The sequence below is a fragment of the Faecalicatena sp. Marseille-Q4148 genome (assembly GCA_018228665.1).
GTDB lineage: Bacteria > Bacillota > Clostridia > Lachnospirales > Lachnospiraceae > UBA9414.
Genome location: CP073692.1, coordinates 1,245,650 through 1,263,765, shown reverse-complemented (window position 1 = coordinate 1,263,765; position 18,116 = coordinate 1,245,650). Strand labels below are relative to the sequence as shown.

Annotated in this window: 18 protein-coding genes and 1 pseudogene; 16 read left to right on the top strand and 3 right to left on the bottom strand. The window is 52.4% G+C overall.

From position 1 onward, the window contains the following. The first annotated feature begins 33 nt into the window (after window positions 1-33). From KFE17_06035 to KFE17_05995, 9 genes and pseudogenes are all read left to right on the top strand, one after another. Window positions 34-267, top strand: a pseudogene (locus KFE17_06035) (conjugal transfer protein TraE). A gap of 84 nt (window positions 268-351) precedes the next feature. After that, window positions 352-2,952 carry a peptidoglycan DD-metalloendopeptidase family protein gene (locus KFE17_06030; protein QUO33288.1) on the top strand — a complete coding sequence of 867 codons (2,601 nt, stop codon included), beginning with the start codon at window positions 352-354 and terminating at the stop codon, window positions 2,950-2,952. A gap of 18 nt (window positions 2,953-2,970) precedes the next feature. Continuing rightward, window positions 2,971-3,216 (top strand): DUF4315 family protein, encoded by a 246-nt coding sequence (locus KFE17_06025; GenBank protein QUO33287.1) that lies wholly within the window; start codon window positions 2,971-2,973, stop codon window positions 3,214-3,216. Continuing rightward, window positions 3,206-4,495 carry a DUF4366 domain-containing protein gene (locus tag KFE17_06020; protein QUO33286.1) on the top strand — a complete coding sequence of 430 codons (1,290 nt, stop codon included), beginning with the start codon at window positions 3,206-3,208 and terminating at the stop codon, window positions 4,493-4,495. The genes KFE17_06025 and KFE17_06020 overlap by 11 nt, the downstream gene beginning before the upstream one ends. Before the next feature lie 50 nt (window positions 4,496-4,545). Beyond that, on the top strand, window positions 4,546-9,465 hold the full coding sequence (srtB, locus tag KFE17_06015; GenBank protein QUO33285.1) for a class B sortase: 4,920 nt from the start codon (window positions 4,546-4,548) through the stop codon (window positions 9,463-9,465). 70 nt (window positions 9,466-9,535) lie between these two features. After that, window positions 9,536-10,018 carry a hypothetical protein gene (locus KFE17_06010; GenBank protein ID QUO33284.1) on the top strand — a complete coding sequence of 161 codons (483 nt, stop codon included), beginning with the start codon at window positions 9,536-9,538 and terminating at the stop codon, window positions 10,016-10,018. Window positions 10,019-10,105: 87 nt separating this feature from the next. Next, window positions 10,106-10,432, top strand: coding sequence for a hypothetical protein (locus tag KFE17_06005; protein ID QUO33642.1), 327 nt, complete (start codon window positions 10,106-10,108; stop codon window positions 10,430-10,432). A gap of 46 nt (window positions 10,433-10,478) precedes the next feature. Further along, complete coding sequence (locus KFE17_06000) at window positions 10,479-11,186, top strand: FAD-dependent thymidylate synthase (GenBank protein ID QUO33641.1); 708 nt, start codon at window positions 10,479-10,481, stop codon at window positions 11,184-11,186. Next, window positions 11,183-11,596: a deoxyuridine 5'-triphosphate nucleotidohydrolase gene (locus KFE17_05995; GenBank protein QUO33640.1), complete on the top strand. Its 414-nt coding sequence runs from the start codon at window positions 11,183-11,185 to the stop codon at window positions 11,594-11,596. The genes KFE17_06000 and KFE17_05995 overlap by 4 nt, the downstream gene beginning before the upstream one ends. Before the next feature lie 131 nt (window positions 11,597-11,727). Here the strand turns inward: KFE17_05995 and KFE17_05990 are convergent, their stop codons facing one another. The 3 genes from KFE17_05990 to KFE17_05980 form a co-directional block, all read right to left on the bottom strand. After that, the gene (locus tag KFE17_05990) at window positions 11,728-11,994 is read right to left on the bottom strand and encodes a type II toxin-antitoxin system mRNA interferase toxin, RelE/StbE family (protein QUO33283.1); all 267 of its coding nucleotides are present in this window, start codon (window positions 11,992-11,994) and stop codon (window positions 11,728-11,730) included. After that, window positions 11,994-12,254, bottom strand: a complete 261-nt coding sequence (locus KFE17_05985; protein ID QUO33282.1) for an AbrB/MazE/SpoVT family DNA-binding domain-containing protein — start codon at window positions 12,252-12,254, stop codon at window positions 11,994-11,996. Before KFE17_05985 ends, KFE17_05990 begins: the two co-directional genes overlap by 1 nt. A 140-nt stretch (window positions 12,255-12,394) precedes the next feature. Next, window positions 12,395-12,709 carry a helix-turn-helix transcriptional regulator gene (locus tag KFE17_05980; protein ID QUO33281.1) on the bottom strand — a complete coding sequence of 105 codons (315 nt, stop codon included), beginning with the start codon at window positions 12,707-12,709 and terminating at the stop codon, window positions 12,395-12,397. A gap of 149 nt (window positions 12,710-12,858) precedes the next feature. On the opposite strand from KFE17_05980, the gene KFE17_05975 reads away from it, so the two are divergent. From KFE17_05975 to KFE17_05945, 7 genes are all read left to right on the top strand, one after another. Continuing rightward, window positions 12,859-13,344, top strand: coding sequence for a DUF1273 family protein (locus KFE17_05975; GenBank protein ID QUO33280.1), 486 nt, complete (start codon window positions 12,859-12,861; stop codon window positions 13,342-13,344). A gap of 32 nt (window positions 13,345-13,376) precedes the next feature. Next, window positions 13,377-13,517, top strand: a complete 141-nt coding sequence (locus tag KFE17_05970; protein QUO33639.1) for a hypothetical protein — start codon at window positions 13,377-13,379, stop codon at window positions 13,515-13,517. 4 nt (window positions 13,518-13,521) lie between these two features. After that, window positions 13,522-14,520, top strand: coding sequence for a 23S rRNA (adenine(2503)-C(2))-methyltransferase RlmN (locus tag KFE17_05965; protein QUO33279.1), 999 nt, complete (start codon window positions 13,522-13,524; stop codon window positions 14,518-14,520). 317 nt (window positions 14,521-14,837) lie between these two features. Continuing rightward, a complete protein-coding gene (locus KFE17_05960) occupies window positions 14,838-14,972 on the top strand; it encodes a DUF3789 domain-containing protein (protein QUO33278.1) in 135 nt (44 codons plus the stop codon). After that, window positions 14,969-17,077 carry a DNA topoisomerase 3 gene (locus KFE17_05955; protein QUO33277.1) on the top strand — a complete coding sequence of 703 codons (2,109 nt, stop codon included), beginning with the start codon at window positions 14,969-14,971 and terminating at the stop codon, window positions 17,075-17,077. The genes KFE17_05960 and KFE17_05955 overlap by 4 nt, the downstream gene beginning before the upstream one ends. Beyond that, window positions 17,074-17,448, top strand: a complete 375-nt coding sequence (locus tag KFE17_05950; protein QUO33276.1) for a cysteine-rich VLP protein — start codon at window positions 17,074-17,076, stop codon at window positions 17,446-17,448. The genes KFE17_05955 and KFE17_05950 overlap by 4 nt, the downstream gene beginning before the upstream one ends. 139 nt (window positions 17,449-17,587) lie before the next feature. Beyond that, window positions 17,588-18,112, top strand: a complete 525-nt coding sequence (locus tag KFE17_05945; protein ID QUO33275.1) for a hypothetical protein — start codon at window positions 17,588-17,590, stop codon at window positions 18,110-18,112. The last annotated feature ends 4 nt before the right edge of the window (window positions 18,113-18,116 follow it).

Here is an 18,116-nt window from a genome sequence, read left to right as displayed (position 1 = left end):
GAGATGATATCAGAGGCTTACCTATCACTATAGAACTCGGATTTTATCTACATGCTCAACCAGGCTCAGGGGGACCGACAGATTTTGGCAAAGCAGCTTGGGATTTCCCCGCACCAGCTTTCCTATGTGACCCATTCCGGCCCCGGCGAAGGGCTTCTGTTCTTTGGAAATGTGATTATCCCATTTGTGGATCACTTCCCGAAGGATACTTTGCTGTACAGCGTCTTAACGACCAGGCCCGATGAAGTGGCGGGGACAAAGGCGTGAGGAAATGCAGCTTATTAAACATGACTGGAGGTGAGGATAACGGAACGTGACGGGGAATTTCAGAGAAAACAGAAAGATGCCCGGATGCCGGCGCGGGATTCCCATAAGGAGGAACGCATGACGCCGCGGCAGGGCGGGCAGGATTTTGACCTGCGCCGGGCAAGGGATGCCCCTTCTCCCGGTGCTTCAAGAAGCCATCGGCAGGCGGTCCCGCTTCCGATGGAGGCGGACCCTTTGCAGGCCACGCCGGAAGTAACACAGCAGGCGAAAACTTACGGATCGGAACCTGTTGCCGGAAATAACAACGGTTATATAACGGCACAGGAATTTTCCTCCCAGGACACTTCCGGGCGGATGCCGTTTTCAGAGGATGCTCTGCGGCATGGCTCCGGGCATGATCCCGGAGAACCTGTTCCTTTGGAGGCTGGCACATCAGCGGCAAAAAGGGATTCTGGGCGGACAGAGCACAAAAGCCGGACACGCCAGCGCGGAAACCAATACTATCAGCGTTTCCATGAGGCTGCAAAAGCCGAGGAACAGGCGGTGCAGACAGAAGGCGGAGGCGTTGAGCCGAAAAAACCTTCCAAGCTGGAATTTACCGCCGACGAGCTGCCGCCGGAGGCCAAAGACAACAAGCTGACGCAGGCAAGGCGGAAAGCGGAGCGGACTACGGAGAAGTTAGAACAGGCCGAAGCGTGTCTGCCCTCCCGCCGTAAATTGCGGATTGAGACCGCTTCCGACCCGGAAACCGGGAAAGCGAAAAAACACCTGAAATTTGAACAGGAGGTGAAATCCCAGCGGGCCCATGTCAAAGGCTCCCTTCCCATGCGCCCGGTGAAAGCCGGCGCAAATACAGCCATTGGCTATGCCCATAAAAAGATTTACCAGGCGGAGGATGAAAATATCGGCATTAAGGCGGCCCACCGGACCGAGCTTGTGGGGGAGGCAGGACTTCGCACAGCATACCACCGGCACAAAACAGCGCCTTACCGGAGGGTATCAAAGTTACAGCAAAAGTCTGTGAGGGCAAATGCGGGCCTGTCTTACCGGCAGGCGTTATATGACAACCCGGAATTAAAGAAGAATGTCCTGGCGCGGATGTGGCAGAAACAGAAATTGAAACGCCAGTACGCCAAAGCAGCGCGGGAGGCAAAAAAAGCCGGCACACGGGCAAAGGACGCCGCTGTCACTACGGAAAAGATTGTCGTCAGCATTGGCAGGACGATCCGGCGGCACCCGGTAGCCTGTGCCATTATCATTCTCCTGCTTTTGGTATTCTTCCTGATTGCTTCTGTGCTGTCCTCATTTTCCAATATTGGTACCGGAGGCCTGGGGAGCCTGGCGGCTTCCACCTATCTGGCGGAGGACCAGGACATCAACCAGGCAGAGCTTTCCTATACCGAATGGGAAACGGATTTACAGATGGAGATTGGCCGGGTGGAATCCGACCGCCCCGGCTATGACGAGTACCGTTATAACATTGGCGCCATCGAGCATGACCCTTACGTGCTGATGGGCTACTTAACCGCTGTCTATCAGGACTTTTCTTACAGTGAAGCGGAGGGCGTGCTGCGGCAGCTATTTCAGGAGCAGTATTCCCTATCTTTCAGCGAGGAAACGGAAATCCGCTACCGGACGGAAACCACCATTGACCCGGAGACCGGCGAGGAAACCGAGGAAGAAGTGCCGTATGAGTGGCGCATCCTGAATGTGAAACTTACGGCCACGCCGCTGGAAAACCTGGCCGTCTCCCGCATGAATGAAGAACAGAAGGAAATCTGCGAGATTTTATTGCAGACCAAAGGGAACCGCCAGTATGTGGAAAATGTATTCGGCACCAACTGGCTCCCCTATGTTACCAGCTACTACGGCTACCGGGTCCACCCCATCAGCGGGGGAAAGGATTACCATACCGGCGTTGACATCGGCATGGCACAGGGCACGGATATTTTAGCCGGGCATGACGGCAGGGTCACGCTGGCCGGGAACGCTGGCGGCTATGGCCTGTGCATCGCTATTGAGGGAGAGGCTTACGAGGGGCATACCCTTACCACCAAGTACGGCCACTGCTCACAGCTTCTCGTTTCCGCAGGCCAGGAAGTCAAGGCCGGGGATGTGATCGCAAAGGTCGGCAGCACCGGCAATTCCACCGGGCCGCACCTTCATCTGGAGGTACTGGTGGACGGGCAATACTTAAATCCCCTCTACTTTGCCGACACCGGAGATACCAGCGAGCGGCATTTGCCGGAAGTGGGCGCAGGAGGCGGAGGGAATTATTTTGACTATGACGTACCGCCGGAGGCCCTTGCGGATGAACGGTTTGCGGCCATGCTTGCGGAGGCGGAAAAGTATTTAGGTTATCCGTATGTATGGGGCGGCGCAAGCCCTTCCACTTCCTTTGACTGTTCCGGGTATGTTTCCTGGGTAGTCAACCACAGCGGCTGGAATTTCGGGCGTCTGACCGCGGACGGGCTCTTAGGGGTCTGTACCCCGGTATCAAGCGCCGACGCAAAACCGGGCGACCTGATTTTCTTCCAGGGGACCTACAATACCAGCGGCGCAAGCCATGTGGGGATTTATGTGGGGAACGGAATGATGATCCATTGCGGCGACCCGATCTCTTACGCAAACATCAACACAAGTTACTGGCAGCAGCATTTTTATACATTTGGGCGTCTGCCTTAAACAGATTGGAGGTAAAATTTGAACCCTAAAATAGAAAAACTGGAAAAGGAAATCGACAAGACCAAAGCGAAGATCGCAGAAATGCAGGGCAAACTCCGCAAGCTGGAGGAACAGAAAACGGAGCTTGAAAATACCGACTATGTGGCGGTGGCAAGAAGCTATAAGCTGACGCCCCAGCAGCTTGCGGATTTCTTAAAATCGCAGCAGGCTTCCCCTCTGGGGGAGGCGCTGCCGCAGAAACAGGAGGATGGGAATGAGGATTAAAAAACTTTCTTTGTTTCTGGCGCTTATGCTCGCCATAGGTGCCACCGTCCTGCCCCTGACGGCTTATGCCGCCGGGGGAAAGGACACCACGCCGCCGGAGCTCACCGCTTCCCTGGACGGCGGTACGCTGAAAGTGGAAAGCAGCGACGACAATTCCGGCGTGGAGGCGGTCTTTGTGGACGGGAACCGGATCAACTCGTTAACCAACGGGGCGGCAAAGGTCACGCTGAAGGACTATGCCGGAACGGAGAAGCAGGTAATCGTGTACGCCCAGGATTATGCCGGGAACCGCTCGGAGGCCGTGAAATTTGATAACCCCTATTATGAGGAACCAAAGGAAACGGAAAAGCCTTCCGCTGCACCGGCACAGACTGGCACGGTAAAACCAACCCAGGCGCCGGCAGCTTCTTCCGGCAGCCAGGGCGCGGCCACACAGAACAACGGAGGCGGCAGCACTTCCAATAAAGGGATTTCTTCTGCCGGCGCTTCCACGGGAGGCAGTACATCATCAGGCAATCATTCCGGCAATTCCGGCAGTAATAATTCCGGGAACAGTTCCAATGCGGGTACAAACACAGGCCAGGCAGACAGCTCCGGGGGAACATCAGGCGGCAGTACATCATCAGGCGGCAGTTCTTCGGAGAGTTCCACTTCCTCTGTCCCGGAGGGCGCGTTTACCCCGGAGGGCACCGGCACGGTCTTAGATACAGCCACCGGCGCGGATGGGGATAAACAGTTTTATACCATTACTACCGAGGACGGGAATGTATTCTATCTCATTGTGGACGGAAAGCGTGACAGCAACAATGTTTACTTCTTAAACGGCGTCACCGAATCTGACCTGATGGCCCTGGCGGAAAAAAGTGACGGCAGCATGAGCGTGATCCCGGCAGAGGATGTCTGTACCTGCACGGAAAAGTGTGCTGCAGGGGAAGTCAATACCTCCTGCCCGGTCTGCAAGAATGACTTAAAGGGCTGTATTGGGAAAGAAAAACCGGAGGAAACAGAGAAACCGGAGGAACCAGAACCGTCAAAGAAAAATACAGGCAGCGCCGGAACGATTATCTTTGTCATCGTTGCCCTGCTTGCAGTAGGCGGCGCCGGCTACTATGTGAAAATCGTGCGCCCGAAGCAGCTTGCAGAGGATGACGAGGATTTCGAGGATGGCGGGTATGGCGAGGGCTTTGACCCGGACGAGGCTTTCGGGGAAACAGAATATCTCTCCGAGGATGATTTTGACGACAGAATGGATGATAACGAACCTGAGGACGGCGAATAACGCTGTCCTTTCTTTATGCAATCAACAATGAAGAAAGTGAGGATTATTTCATGGGAAAGACAAATATCCACCACCGCAGCGGCTTCATGCGGCTGCTGGCGGCGCTTCTCTGCGCGGTATGCGTCTTTGGCCTGGTTCCCACACAGGCATTTGCCCTTTCGCCGGGGCAGAAAGCAAGCTCCTGGCTGGGTGACAACTATGTGGGGTCTGACGGACAGTATTATTACGCGCCGGCGCCTTACACTTACCTGGTCTATCATTCCGATGGGACAATGGACGTGAAAAGCAGTTCCGGTGGCAGTGCCTACCGCCACTATATGCTGACCGCTTCGGACGGGAGCAGCCAGCAGGTCTACTGTGTGGAGAGCGGGGTGCCTTACCACACTTCCGAAAATACCTACACATCGGAAAGCGGGACCAACAGCAATTACCTGAACCTGCTCCCCGCCGAGGCAAGACGGGGCATTACCCTGACGGCAATCTACGGCTGGAAACCGGGGGCAAGGCTTCCGGTTCCCGGTATCAACGAGGACGATTATAAGATCGCGACCCAGGTGATCCTCTGGGAATACCAGCAGCAGCTAAGAAGCGACCCGTACAGCCGGCATGGGAACGGCCATGCGGACGCCAACCAGTATTTCAGTATCATTGCCGGACGCCCGGCAGAGAAAGCCTACAACTGGATTCTTTCACAGGTTGCCTCCCACTCAACGGTTCCCTCCTTCACCTCCACCAGAAAAAGCGAGGCGCCGGAGCTGGAACTGAAATGGGATACGGAAAAGAAAATCTATACCCTGACGGTCACAGACACCAATAACCTGAACATCAACCTGGAGACCGTAAAAGGCAGCGGCGTTTCTGTTTCAAGAAGCGGGAACAAGTATACCTTTACCAGTAAGAACATGATTATGGATCCTGTGACCTTTGAATTCCGAAAGGATATTCCGGTTGCAAACGATATGCTGATCTGGGGAAGGCCCGGCTACCAGACCATGATGACCGGCGCCAGCGACCCGGTTTCCTTCTTTGTGAAGATCAAGACGGAAACCTATGGCACGGGAAAGATTGTTAAGACCAGCGAGGACGGCATTGTGTCCGGGATTTCTTTCAATATTTCCGGCACGGACATTCTGGGGAATAAAGTCAATGAGACTGTCACCACCGGGGAAAACGGGCAGGTCAAGAAAAGGCTGTTCCCCGGCACCTACCTGGTAACGGAGATCCCGGTGGACCGCTATGTGACCCCTCCGGCGCAGTATGTCACCATTGAGAGCGGCCAGACCGCTGCGGTCCATTTCAGCAACATCTTAAAGAAGTTCCGCGTCCATGTGGTAAAGACGGACGCCGAGACCGGGACCGCCCAGGGCGACGCTACCCTTGCAGGGGCAACCTACGGCATTTTCAATAATGGCGAGCTGGTAGACACCTACACCACCGGGTCGGACGGCAGCTTTATGACCCGCTACTATGTATGCGGCGATAGCTGGACCGTGCGGGAGATCGAGCCAAGCACCGGCTATCTTTTGAATGATACGGTCTATGAGGTTGGCGCTTCCCCGACCCTTTATGAAGTGGAACTGAATACCACCGAGAACCAGGTTACGGAGACGGTGATCTACGGCAATATCCAGCTTGTGAAGCATACGGACGACTTAGACCCGGATGTTTCCGAAGGTGAGAATACGGACGAACCCAATGAGGGTATCGTGGAACGCCCGGAGGCCGACGCAGTCTTTGAGGTTTACTTAAAGGCGGCGGGCAGCTATGAAAACGCAAAGGAAAGCGAGCGCGACCTGCTCACCACGGACGGGGATGGATTTGCCGCCTCTAAAATGCTCCCTTACGGCCGTTACACCGTCCACCAGACAGCCGGCGAGGAAGGCAAGGCGTTGATCCCGGACTTTACCGTGTTTATTTCCTCTAACGGACAGACTTACAGCTATATCTTAAATAACCGCACCATTACGGCGCGTCTCAAAGTGGAAAAATGCGACGCCGAGACCGGAAACATCATCCCTGTACCCGGCACGGGATTTCAGGTAAAAGACCTCTCCACCGGGGAATTTGTCACCCAGGAGATTTATTACCCGAACCCGGAGACCCTTGATACCTTCTATGTTTCCGATGAAGGATGGCTCATGCTGCCGGAACCTCTGCACACCGGGGATTATGAACTTTACGAGGTGGCGGCGCCTTACGGGTATGTATTATCCAGTGAGCCGGTGCCCTTTACTATTGACGGCAGCGAATCTGTCGTGACCGTCACCCAGCACAACATGCCGCAGAAAGGCCAGCTTACCATTACAAAGACCGGTGAAGTATTCGCTTCCGTCCAGGAGAACGACGGCCTGTACCAGCCGGTGTATGAGGTCATGGGGCTTCCAGGCGCGGTCTATGACGTGATTGCGGATGAAGATATTTATACCGGAGACGGGACCTTACGGGCTGCGAAAGACACCGTTGTGGAAACCCTTACCACCGGGGAGGACGGAACCGCGGCAAGCGGCCTTCTCTACCTGGGGCGCTACCGTCTGGAGGAACGCCAGGCGCCGGCAGGGATGGTCTTAAACTCCCAGCCGGAATATGCGGAGCTTACCTATGCGGGCGAGACCGTGGAAGTGACACAGATCGTCGTCGGCCTGTATGACGAGCGGCAAAAAGTGGCGGTCAGCCTGTCAAAAGAATTAGAAACAGATGAACTGTTCGGCCTTGGCATGAATGAGGAATACAAAGATATTTCTTTTGGTCTGTATGCTTCCGCTGACCTGACGGCCCTTGATGGCAGCGTGATCCCGGCAGGCGGCCTTCTGGAAGTGGTTTCCGTTGACCCGGATGAGGCGGGCGGCTATGACGCTTCCTTTGCTTCCGATCTGCCTTTTGGCAGCTACTATGTGAAGGAACGCACCACAAACAGCGCTTACATTCTTTCTGATACGGAATATCCGGTTGTGTTTGAGTACGCGGGCCAGGATGCGGCGCTGGTGCAGATCCTTGTGAATGAGGGGGAACCCATTTCCAATGACCTGCTTCGCGGGCGTGTGGACGGTGTAAAGGTTGGTGAGAACCCGGAGGGCGGCGACGATGTGAAGCTGTCCGGCGCACTCATTGGATTGTTTCAGCCGGACACAGAGGAATTTACCGAGGAAAACGCCCTGCTTACCGTAACCACGGGCGAGGACGGCAGCTTTGCTTTTGAAAATATCCCTTACGGCCATTGGATCGTAAAGGAAATTTCTGCCCCGGCGCTTTACACGGTAAGCCAGGAACAGCACCATATCTATATTGGTGTGGACGGGCAAAGCATTGAAATCAGGGTGGAAAATACCCTAATCCGGGGTAGCGTGCAGGTGATGAAAACCGAGGCGGTGGACGAGCCTTCCCCTGTGGAAAAAGAGAATGAAGATAAGAACACCTTCCTGCGGTTCCTCTCCGGCGCGGTATTCGATTTGTATGAGGACACCAACGGCAGCAAGGAACTGGATTCCGAGGATAAGAAGCTGGGGACGCTGAAAGAGGCGGACGCAGGGTATCACACCGCGGAGAACCTTCTGGCGGGCGGTTACTTCATCAAAGAAAGCAAAGCGCCGGAGGGCTATCAGCTTGACGAAAACGCTTACTACTTTGAGATTACCGAGGACGGCCAGACAGTGGTTGTGGAAAACGGCGAAGCCGGGCGCGGCTTCACCAATGAGGCCTACCGGGGGAACTTAAAAATCACAAAGGATTCCAGCGACGGACGAAAGGACGGCTTTGCTTTTGAAGTAAAAAGCGCGGACGGCTCCTACTGTGAGACCTTCACCACACCAAAATCCGGCGTGATTGAGGTAACAGGGCTTAGGGTCGGCATTTATACCGTAACGGAGATTAATAACCGGGCAAGCAAAGATTATATCATTCCTGACGCTGCCACGGTGGAGATCAAGGCAGAGGAAACGGCAACGGTCCAGTTCTTCAACGAAAAGCCGGAGAAGCCGGAGGAACCCAAAAACCCGGACAATCCCAAGACCCCGGACAATCCTTCTAATCCGTCAACGCCTTCCAATCCCGGAAAGCCGGTACCGCAGACTGGGGATGATGCTTTCATCTTTTTGTACGGCTGTCTGCTGGCGCTGGCTGTGATTGGCGGCGGTGTATTCACGGTATTTTATTTCAAAAAGGGGAAGTATGAGAAAACTTCCCCGAAAAAGAAAGCTGTCGGCATTACGGTGGTTTCCCTCTGCGTATTACTGGCCTTTGGCAGCGGATTTCTGATGGTCCGCGACCTGAACCAGTATACTAAGAGCGCCGGAGCCTATGACGAACTGGCGGAAAACGTGGAACTGCCGGAGCCAGCCGAAGCGTCGGAAGAAACAGCAGGCGGAGCTGAAACGGATGGGGAGGATTCTGGTGTAATCCTCCCTGTTGTGGATTTTGAGGCCCTTAAGAAAAACGGGCCGGACATTATCGGATGGATCACCCTTCCTGATTCGGCCATCAACTACCCGGTGACGCAGACGGACAATAACGAGTATTACCTGCGCCACCTCTATGATGGGACCTATAACAAGGCAGGCTGCCTGTTTGCGGATTATGAGAACCAGGCGGATTTTTCAGACCGCAATACCATTATCTACGGCCACAATATGCGGGATGGCTCCATGTTCGCCGTGCTCAATCAATATGACGGACAGCCTTATTTTGATACCCACAGGCAGATGTACCTTGTGACCCCAACGGGCGGTTATGTGATGGAGATTTTTTCTGCGTTTGCGGCAAAACCGGCAGAGTCCGGCAGCGACACCTCCCCCTGGAGGCTTAACTGGAAAGACGACGGGGCTTATACCACCTGGCTTCGCGCTATGGCAGAGCGTTCCGTCGTTGAAACGGATGTTTCGGTGACGTCCAGTGACAAGGTGCTGACGCTCTCCACCTGTACGCCGGGTGGCGCCAGCCGGTTCATTGTCATGGGGAAACTTGTTGAGGTGCAATAACAGAATATTTCAGAAACCGGTGCGGGGGTGAAAACTCCCGCACTGACCATTTACAAGGAGGATTTACTTTATGGTGAACGCCATTCTTTCCATACCCGGCTATGTCCATTTGTACCGCTCCCTTCTGCGGTTCTACGACATGCCGGAAAATGAGGTCCGGGAAATGCTCTACCTTCTCAATACGGCAAACCTGAACTGCTACGAGTATTACCACCCGGAGCGGGCGGTGGTCCAGAGCGGACCGGTGGCCTTTAGCGGCTGGCTGGAAACCAAAGACTGCCGCCCTTACCGGACGGAAGTACAGCTTTACAAGTCTCTCTTATGCCTGAAGCGGAGCATTGACCGGGAGCTCATCGTCACCGCCCAGCGGGAGGCATTGCAGACCTTACGCTGTATTATCTCCAACCTGGAATACCGCTTCTATAAGGCCTATGGCATGGAGATTGAGGACAAGCGGACCGTGTACGGGGAATGTACCTACCGGCTGGTTCCCAGGGAGGACGAGCCAAGCGTGTGCCTGATGCACGACTGGATCTATCTGCCGAGCGCTTAACAGGCAGCGGATAACATAGAAAACTGTCCCGGATCTTATACCATATTCGGGACAATCCATTTTTCAGATTCAAAGGAGGGATGCCATATCACACAAAAGGAAGTCAATGCCGTATTTGACGAGCAGGTGCGGCTCTGTGCCGACACCCTGAAACAAAAAACCAAAGAATATACCGGGGACGATACGGACCGGCTGGGAGCATTTAAGGCGGCTGCCGCTTTGCAGCACACTACGCCGGAACGTGCCCTTGCCGGTATGCTGGCAAAGCATATCGTCTCCCTGTATGACATGTGCTTTGATAACAGCGCAGACTACGGCATGAGTACATGGGACGAAAAGATCACGGACAGCTTAAACTATCTGTTTCTGCTGAAAGCCATTGTAAAGGAGGGACATAGCAATCAACCGGATTGAAGTAAAGATTTTGAACTGCCAGGCGATTGCAGAGGCCGAGAAGAACATGGTCTTTGCGGCAAGGCTCACCCAGCGGGGGCATAAAATCGCCACAATGGAGGACCTGCTGGCACTCTATGAACAATCGTTCAGTGAGAAAACCGTGGAGGCCATCGGGAACCTTCCCCACCCCACGGTACAGAAATTCGCAGTCATAACCGTGGCCGTCGTGGGGGCAAGCAGGCGGTTCCTCTCCCAGATCACGCGCCACCAGAACGAAGTAAAATTTATGAGCGCGTCCTTACAGTACAGCAATTACACGGGGCAGGCGGATTTTTCCGTGCCCTATGAGATTCTGACCGCCCCGGCAAAGATCCGGGAGCTGTACTTAACAAGCTGCCGGGAAGGCATGGGGTGTTATGAAAAACTCTGCCATGAGGGAATCGGCCATGACGCGGCGGGTTACGCCACGCCCCAAGGGCTTCGGAATGTGCTGATTATCAGCGCCACGCCCTACCAGTGGAAACATATCATCGGCCAGCGGGTGTGCCGCAGGAACACGGACGAGACAAGGATTGTGCTTCTGAAAATCTGGAAGGAGCTTTATGCACTCAGCCCCGTTCTATTTGCACCTTCCCTTGTCGGTCCGTTCTGCCAGATGGATAAATGCCTGGAGGGGAAAATGACCTGCGGGCGGAAACTGGCGGCAGATATGACGCCGGAAGATATTTTAAGGGCGGACTACCCGGCGATCTTGGAAGGAGGCAGCGCATGAAGATTAAACTGATCGACTTTGGCGTGCCGGAGAGCCGGCGCCCCTTCCGGCCGCATGGCAACGATGCCGGGGCAGATGTGTATATGCCCTATGACTGCACCTTACAGCCGGGCGGGATTGCCAAAATACCGCTTGGGTTCGGGATTGAGATACCGGACGGGTACGCGGGCTATATCTTCCCCCGCACCAGCATGGCGGTAAAGGGCCTGGTCTGCGAGCTGCCCCCTGTGGATTCCGGCTACCGCGGGGAGATCCATGCCATCATCAGCAATGTAAGCAGCACCCCCCAGGAGCTTTCCAAAGGGGCACGGATCGGGCAGCTTGTGATTACTCCGGTTGTGATTGCGGACTTTGTGACAGATCTGGGCGCGCAGCGGGGAACCGGAGGCTTTGGAAGTACCGGAACATAAAAAATGTTATTTCGGGAGTGATTCTTGGATAATCGCCGGTAGTGGAAATGAGCATACCGGGAAGATTGCAGGTTACACTAATAGAAGGGCAGGAAAAGGCGGCACGCCCAAAAGACGCGCCGCCCTGCCGTTTAGAATTGTTTTAGTATGTCGTGGTGCCCCACGTCCACCAGGATGATCATTTTATCGCCTTCGTAATACCAGATAATGCGGATGTCCATGTTGACGCTGCACTCAAAAAGGTCTGTGGTGCCCTGGATGCGCTTGGTGCGCAGCGACGGGTGGGAAGGATTTTCAGCCAGAAGTTCCAGCTTGTTTTTTAACTGCTTCTTCTCCTGGGCGTTCAGGCCCTTAAAGTGCTTTTGGAAACGGGGCGTAAAGGTAAATTCATACGCCATCACTCCGCCTCCAATTTGTCAAACAGGGCGTCCACGCTGTCAAAGACAGGCTGCTCCCCGGATGCGAGTTTTGCTTTTACATCGCTGATTTCTTCTTTAAGTTCATTCAGGTAATGTTTCGGGTAGACAACCACCGGCATGATGCAGATGGAGCCGTCCTTCTCGAAGATGTCCAGCTTGTCGCCCTCTGACAGGCCGAGCTTGACAATGATCTCCCTTGGGATCGTGACCTGGGCTTTCTGACGTAATTCGGCCAGCATAATATCATCTCCTTCTATTTGAGTTTGAAAGTAGGAAGTTCTTACTTTCTTACTTATAGTATATCCACTTTGGGGCATTTATGCAAGGGGGCACGAAAAAAATTTACAGAATAGCAAAAGCGGCCAACACCGTGGCCGTCTTAACGCTTGCTGTTCAGCTCTTTCATAATGCCGAGGATATAGCTCATTGACCGGGAATCCAGTTTCCTTGCTTCTTCGATAAACTCCTGAAGGGCTTCCGGGCAGGCGTTCCCCTCGTCAAAAAATTCCTGCGGCGTCACGCCCAGGTATTCACAGATATAGAAGAAGGACTGCATGGCAGGAAGTGATTTTTTGTTTTCGATGTTGTTGATATAGTTGTTTGCCTGTCCTAACGACAAGGACATATCGCGTGCAGATACGCCTTTCTGTGTCCGCAACTTTGCCAGCCGTTCCGGGACAAAATCTTCATACACCGCCTTCACCTCCCATTCTGTAATAGATTGTACCTCACGCCTCGTCCTTATTCGCAAAATAAAAAAGGGTGTTTCCGTTGAAATATTAAAATAAATCTATTATAATTTGAGAAATGAAGAATACAGACTATCGGACGGAGGAAAAACAGATGGAAGGAAAGACATGCTGTGTCACCGGGCACAGGGATATACCCCAGAAAGAGATCAATAAGGTCAAGGCCGCCTTGCGGCGTGAGGTTGACCTTGCGGTCAAAGAAGGGTTTACCCGGTTTATGAGCGGGTTTGCGGAAGGCGTGGACCAGTATTTTGCCGAGATTGTACTGGAAAAGAAAAAGAAAAATCCGGCGTTGGAACTGATTGCAGTTATCCCCTACCAAAAGCGCCTGGATAATCTGATGGAAAAAAGGCGGACCTATGAAATGCTGGAGGCATGTGCGGATGTTGTCGTCATGCAGGAGAAATACCACCCCAGCGTCTATTCCCACCGAAACCGCTACATGGCCGAACACTCGGACCGGGTGATCGCCGTGTATGATGGGAGGGAAAAAGGCGGCACGGTCAGGACGATCCGGTTTGCACACCAGATGAAAAAGGAGTTTAGAGAGATCCCGGTTGGGGAAATATTTTTATCTTAGTGATTCAATCATGATGTAATGGAAAGACGAGGATTCAAGTATTTTATAATACGATATTAAGAGATTTTCCTCTTTTCTGCCCTAAATGTAAATTGACGCATATCGTTAATGTTGAAAAATTAGAAATTAAAAATTCTGAAAACGAACTTATTGATTTTGAGAAGAAAGGATAGAAAAATGAAACACATACCTAAATATACACCAACAGAAGTACTGAATGACCCCTACGGATTTACTTACAAAGAAATGTCGGAAGTCATTGGAGAGGATAAAGCAAAAGCCTTATATACCGAATTGTATAAACAATCCCCTCGCAAAAAAAATTTATCAATATCAGTTGAAAAAATCTATAAAAGTAACGATACTGAAAAGTATGTTTATGAATTGAAAGACAACAAATATATTGAAACGGTCTTTATCAAGCGGCGGGATGGTGGTACTGTTTGTGTAAGTACACAAGTTGGTTGTCCTGTTGGCTGTATTTTTTGTGAGTCTGGGCGCAATGGTTTTGTTCGTAATCTAACACCGTCTGAAATTGTGCAGCAGGTCATATTGATACGTCAAAAGGTAAATCGTATTGTTTTTATGGGTATGGGAGAGCCTTTATTCAATTACGACAACTTGATTGCGGCAATCCATATTCTTCGAGATAGAAATGGGCTTAACTTTCCAACCGATGGCATTACCATATCAACAGTTGGCCCAGTCAATCAATTAAAAAATTTACGCGAAGAACATCTAAAAATTCAGTTGACAATATCTTTACACGCAGCAACACAGGCTGCAAGAAACTGTATCATTCCTCATTTGCACATGTATTCTATTGAAGATGTTGTTAAGCAAGCCTTGTCCTATTCTCAAAGGCATAATCGAAAAGTTGTATTTGCGTATTTACTTTTACCAGGTATAAATGACCGCCTTTCAGATGTAAGGCAACTTGCAAAATGGTTTAAGGGCAAAAATGTTATGATTAACGTATTGCAATACAACCCGACAAGTAATTCAAAAATTAGAGCGCCACAAAAACGGGAAATGGTTGCGTTCAAACGCCAATTAGAACAAACAGGGCTTGAAGTTACCATGAGAGTTTCTCATGGTAGAGAAATTAAAGCAGCTTGTGGGCAGCTAGCTAATACATACAATAAAGCAGAAAAACAAAAGAACAAATTTAATTAAAGAGCTAGATACAGATGAATAATTTGAAAATGACAGATGGAAAAGTTAAACAAAATAATAATTGTACATTGTGTTATCGTTGTGTAAATATATGTCCAAAACAAAGTTGTACTGTATATATTCATAATAAGCCTAAAAAACAATATAAAAATTTTGTGGACAAATAGGTAAATTCCTGTTTGTAGTATTAAAAAATAAAGAGCGAGTTTCACTGTGGGTATTTCTTTTACCCGCTACTATAATTGAATATCTGAAATAAAGAGCGAAGACTGAAAATGCCCTCGCTCTTTTTATATCCAAATTTAGGAGGGATTTTTATGTGGAACATACTTATACACTTCCTGACATTCACAGGAGGGATGTCTGCCGGCGTTGTGCTGATGTGCCTTTTACAGTCCGGAAAACAGGCGGACGAAGAATTTGAACAACTGCAAAGGAGGACGGAACAATGAAGTTGGTAATTGCGGAAAAGCCCTCTGTCGCCATGTCGCTGGCGGCGGTATTAGGTGCGAATGAGAAAAAAGACGGCTATCTGGAGGGCGGCGGCTATCTGGTGAGCTGGTGCATAGGGCACCTTCTGGAACTGGCACAGCCGGAGGCTTACGGGGAACAGTATGCCAGATGGCGTTACGCTGACCTGCCTATCCTGCCGGAAACATGGAAATATGAGGTCCCAAAGGATAAAAAGAAACAGCTTGCCCTTCTGTGCCGGCTGATGAAGGACAAAGGGGTGGATTCCGTGGTGTGCGCAACAGACGCCGGGCGTGAGGGTGAGCTGATCTTCCGTCTGGTCTACGAACACGCTGGATGTAAGAAACCAATGGAACGCCTCTGGATTTCCAGTATGGAGGATGCTGCGATCCGGGACGGCTTTGAACACCTGCGCCCCGGAAGTGATTACGATACACTCTATGATGTGGCGGTCTGCCGGGCCGGGGCTGACTGGCTGGTTGGGATTAACGCTACCCGGCTTTTCTCTGTCCTGTACGGGGTCACGCTGAATGTGGGCCGTGTGATGTCGCCCACCCTGGCGCTGCTGGTACAGCGGGAGGCGGATATTGGGGCATTTGTAAGCAGGCCGTTCTATGTGCCGGAGATTACCTGCGGCGGGTTTACCGCCTCCGGTGAAAAGCTGGCTGAAAAAGCCGAAGCCGACACAATCCGTATAGAGTGCGATAAACAGGCCACTTCGGTACAGTCCGTGGAAAAGCAGGTCAAGACCGTGCAGACGCCCCACCTCTATGACCTGACGACTTTACAGCGGGAATGTAACCGTATCTATGGCTATACCGCCCAACAGACCCTTGACTATGTGCAGTCCCTTTATGAGAAAAAGCTGGCAACCTATCCCCGGACGGACAGCCAGTATCTCTCCGAGGATATGCAGGCAACCGCCGCTTCCCTGGTCCTCTGGCTGCGGGGAAATATGCCTTTTGGAAAGGGATGCGCCGGGGAGCCGGATATTGACCGTGTAACGGATGGCAGCAAAGTGACCGACCACCACGCGATCATCCCTACAGTGGAGATTGCCCGGACGGATCTATCGGAGCTTCCTTCCGGGGAGCGGGATGTGCTGACGCTGATTGCTGCAAGGCTCCTTTCTGCCACGGCACAGACGCACCGGTTCGAGGCGGTGACGGCGGTTCTGGACTGCCAGGGGTATTTGTTTACGGCAAAGGGAAAAACCGTTTTACAGGCCGGATGGAAAGAGGTGGAACGCCTCTACCGCATGGGATTGAAAGAATCCGGGCCGGAGGATGGCGGCGACACGGACGCTTCCCTCCCTATGCTGCAGGAAGGACAGATTTTTGAAACGGTCTCTGCCGGCGTCCGGGAGGGCAAGACTTCCCCGCCGAAACACTATACCGAAGATTCCCTTCTGGCGGCAATGGAGACAGCCGGTGCGGAAGATATGCCGGAAGATGCCGAGCGAAAAGGTTTAGGCACCCCGGCCACCCGTGCGGCCACGCTGGAAAAGCTGGTCTCCACCGGATTTGTGCAGCGGAAGAAAAAGCAGCTTATCCCCACGGAGAAAGGCACAAACCTGATTGCTGTACTGCCGGACAACATCAAATCACCGATTCTGACCGCAGAATGGGAATCCAGGCTGAAACAGGTGGAACGGGGCGAACTTTCCGCAGAATCATTCATGGAAGGGATTGCAGATATGAGCCGTGCGCTGGTAAAGGAGCATACCGCCCCGGAGGAACGCTTTGCTTCCCTGTTTCCCGACGCAAAGGGAAAAGCGCATGAGGCTGTCGGCGTCTGCCCCCGCTGCGGCGCCCCGGTATATGAGGGCAAAAAGGGATTCTTCTGTGATAACCGGGAATGCTCTTTTGCCCTCTGGAAAGACAATAAATTCTTTTCCAGTAAGAAAAAATCCATTACAAAATCTGTGGCGGCGGCTCTTTTGAAAGAGGGCCGCGTTTCCATGTCCGGGCTTTACAGCGAAAAAACGGGGAAAACCTATGACGCGGTAGTGATCCTGGATGATACCGGGGATAAGTATGTGAATTTCAAGTTGGAATTTCCGGCAAAGAAAGGCAGGCGCAAATGAGCAGCCGGCCGCCACGGGAACTGACACGCGACCAGCGGGCGGCGATCCGAAAGCAGGTAACAAAATGCTGCGCCAACTATGACAATCAGGACCAGCTCTGTCTGCCTTTGGACTGCCCCTGTTACATGCTGCAGAAATGGTGGACCGGTTCTTACTGCCGGTATTTCCGGGAGGCGGTGCTGCCGGCTGACCCGGCGCTGGAATCCGCTATTACCGGGGAGGACACGTCCATGAGGCAGAAAACCTGTCCGGTCTGCGGCAGGGCGTATCTTCCCACCACCAGCCAGGCGTATTGTTCCGATATGTGCCGGGTATCTGCCAGGCGGAAGTATGAGCGGGAACGAAAGCGGCGGGAACGCCGGAATAAGTAGTGATATGTCCGCAAGTTAGCCAAAAAAGAGCTTGATTTCAAAGGCTTTCCGGCCCTTGTCATTTAGGTAGCTGTATTAGAATACTCTGGTGCTCTGAAATAGGGTTAAGTTGCGGACAGATTCAAAACAGACAGGAGGGATGCAGATAAAGGATATAGCGATTACAAAGGAAATCATGCGGATCGACACACGGACACAGGCCATTGACATGCAGCAGATTGACAACCGGCGCTTTCTGTATAACCCGGACACGGGGGTGCTGGTCTTAGGCAGGCAATATGCGGCAGCAAGCCTGACGGATTCCAGCCATGCGGTGGAACTGGCCGATGCCGGGATCACAAAGGATTTTGATGATTTTGTAAGGGGATGGATTGGAACCGGTGGCAATTATCCCTATGGGGTGATCCACTTTGCCCCCAACGTGGATGAACGGTGTGCGGATTTGTTTGACCGGGCATACAGTACCTTAGAAATGTTCCGGGAGAACGGCGCACTGGCGGACACGGTACTCCGGGGATTTGGGAACCGCTGGGAGCGGCCCATGTCAGATATTTTTGCGGATATGAGGAAAGCGGAACAGAAGCCCTCTGTCCGCAGGCAGCTAAAGAAACAGCCGGAGGCAGAAACCATCCGGCCGAAAACCAACCATCAACAGGAACGATAGGAGG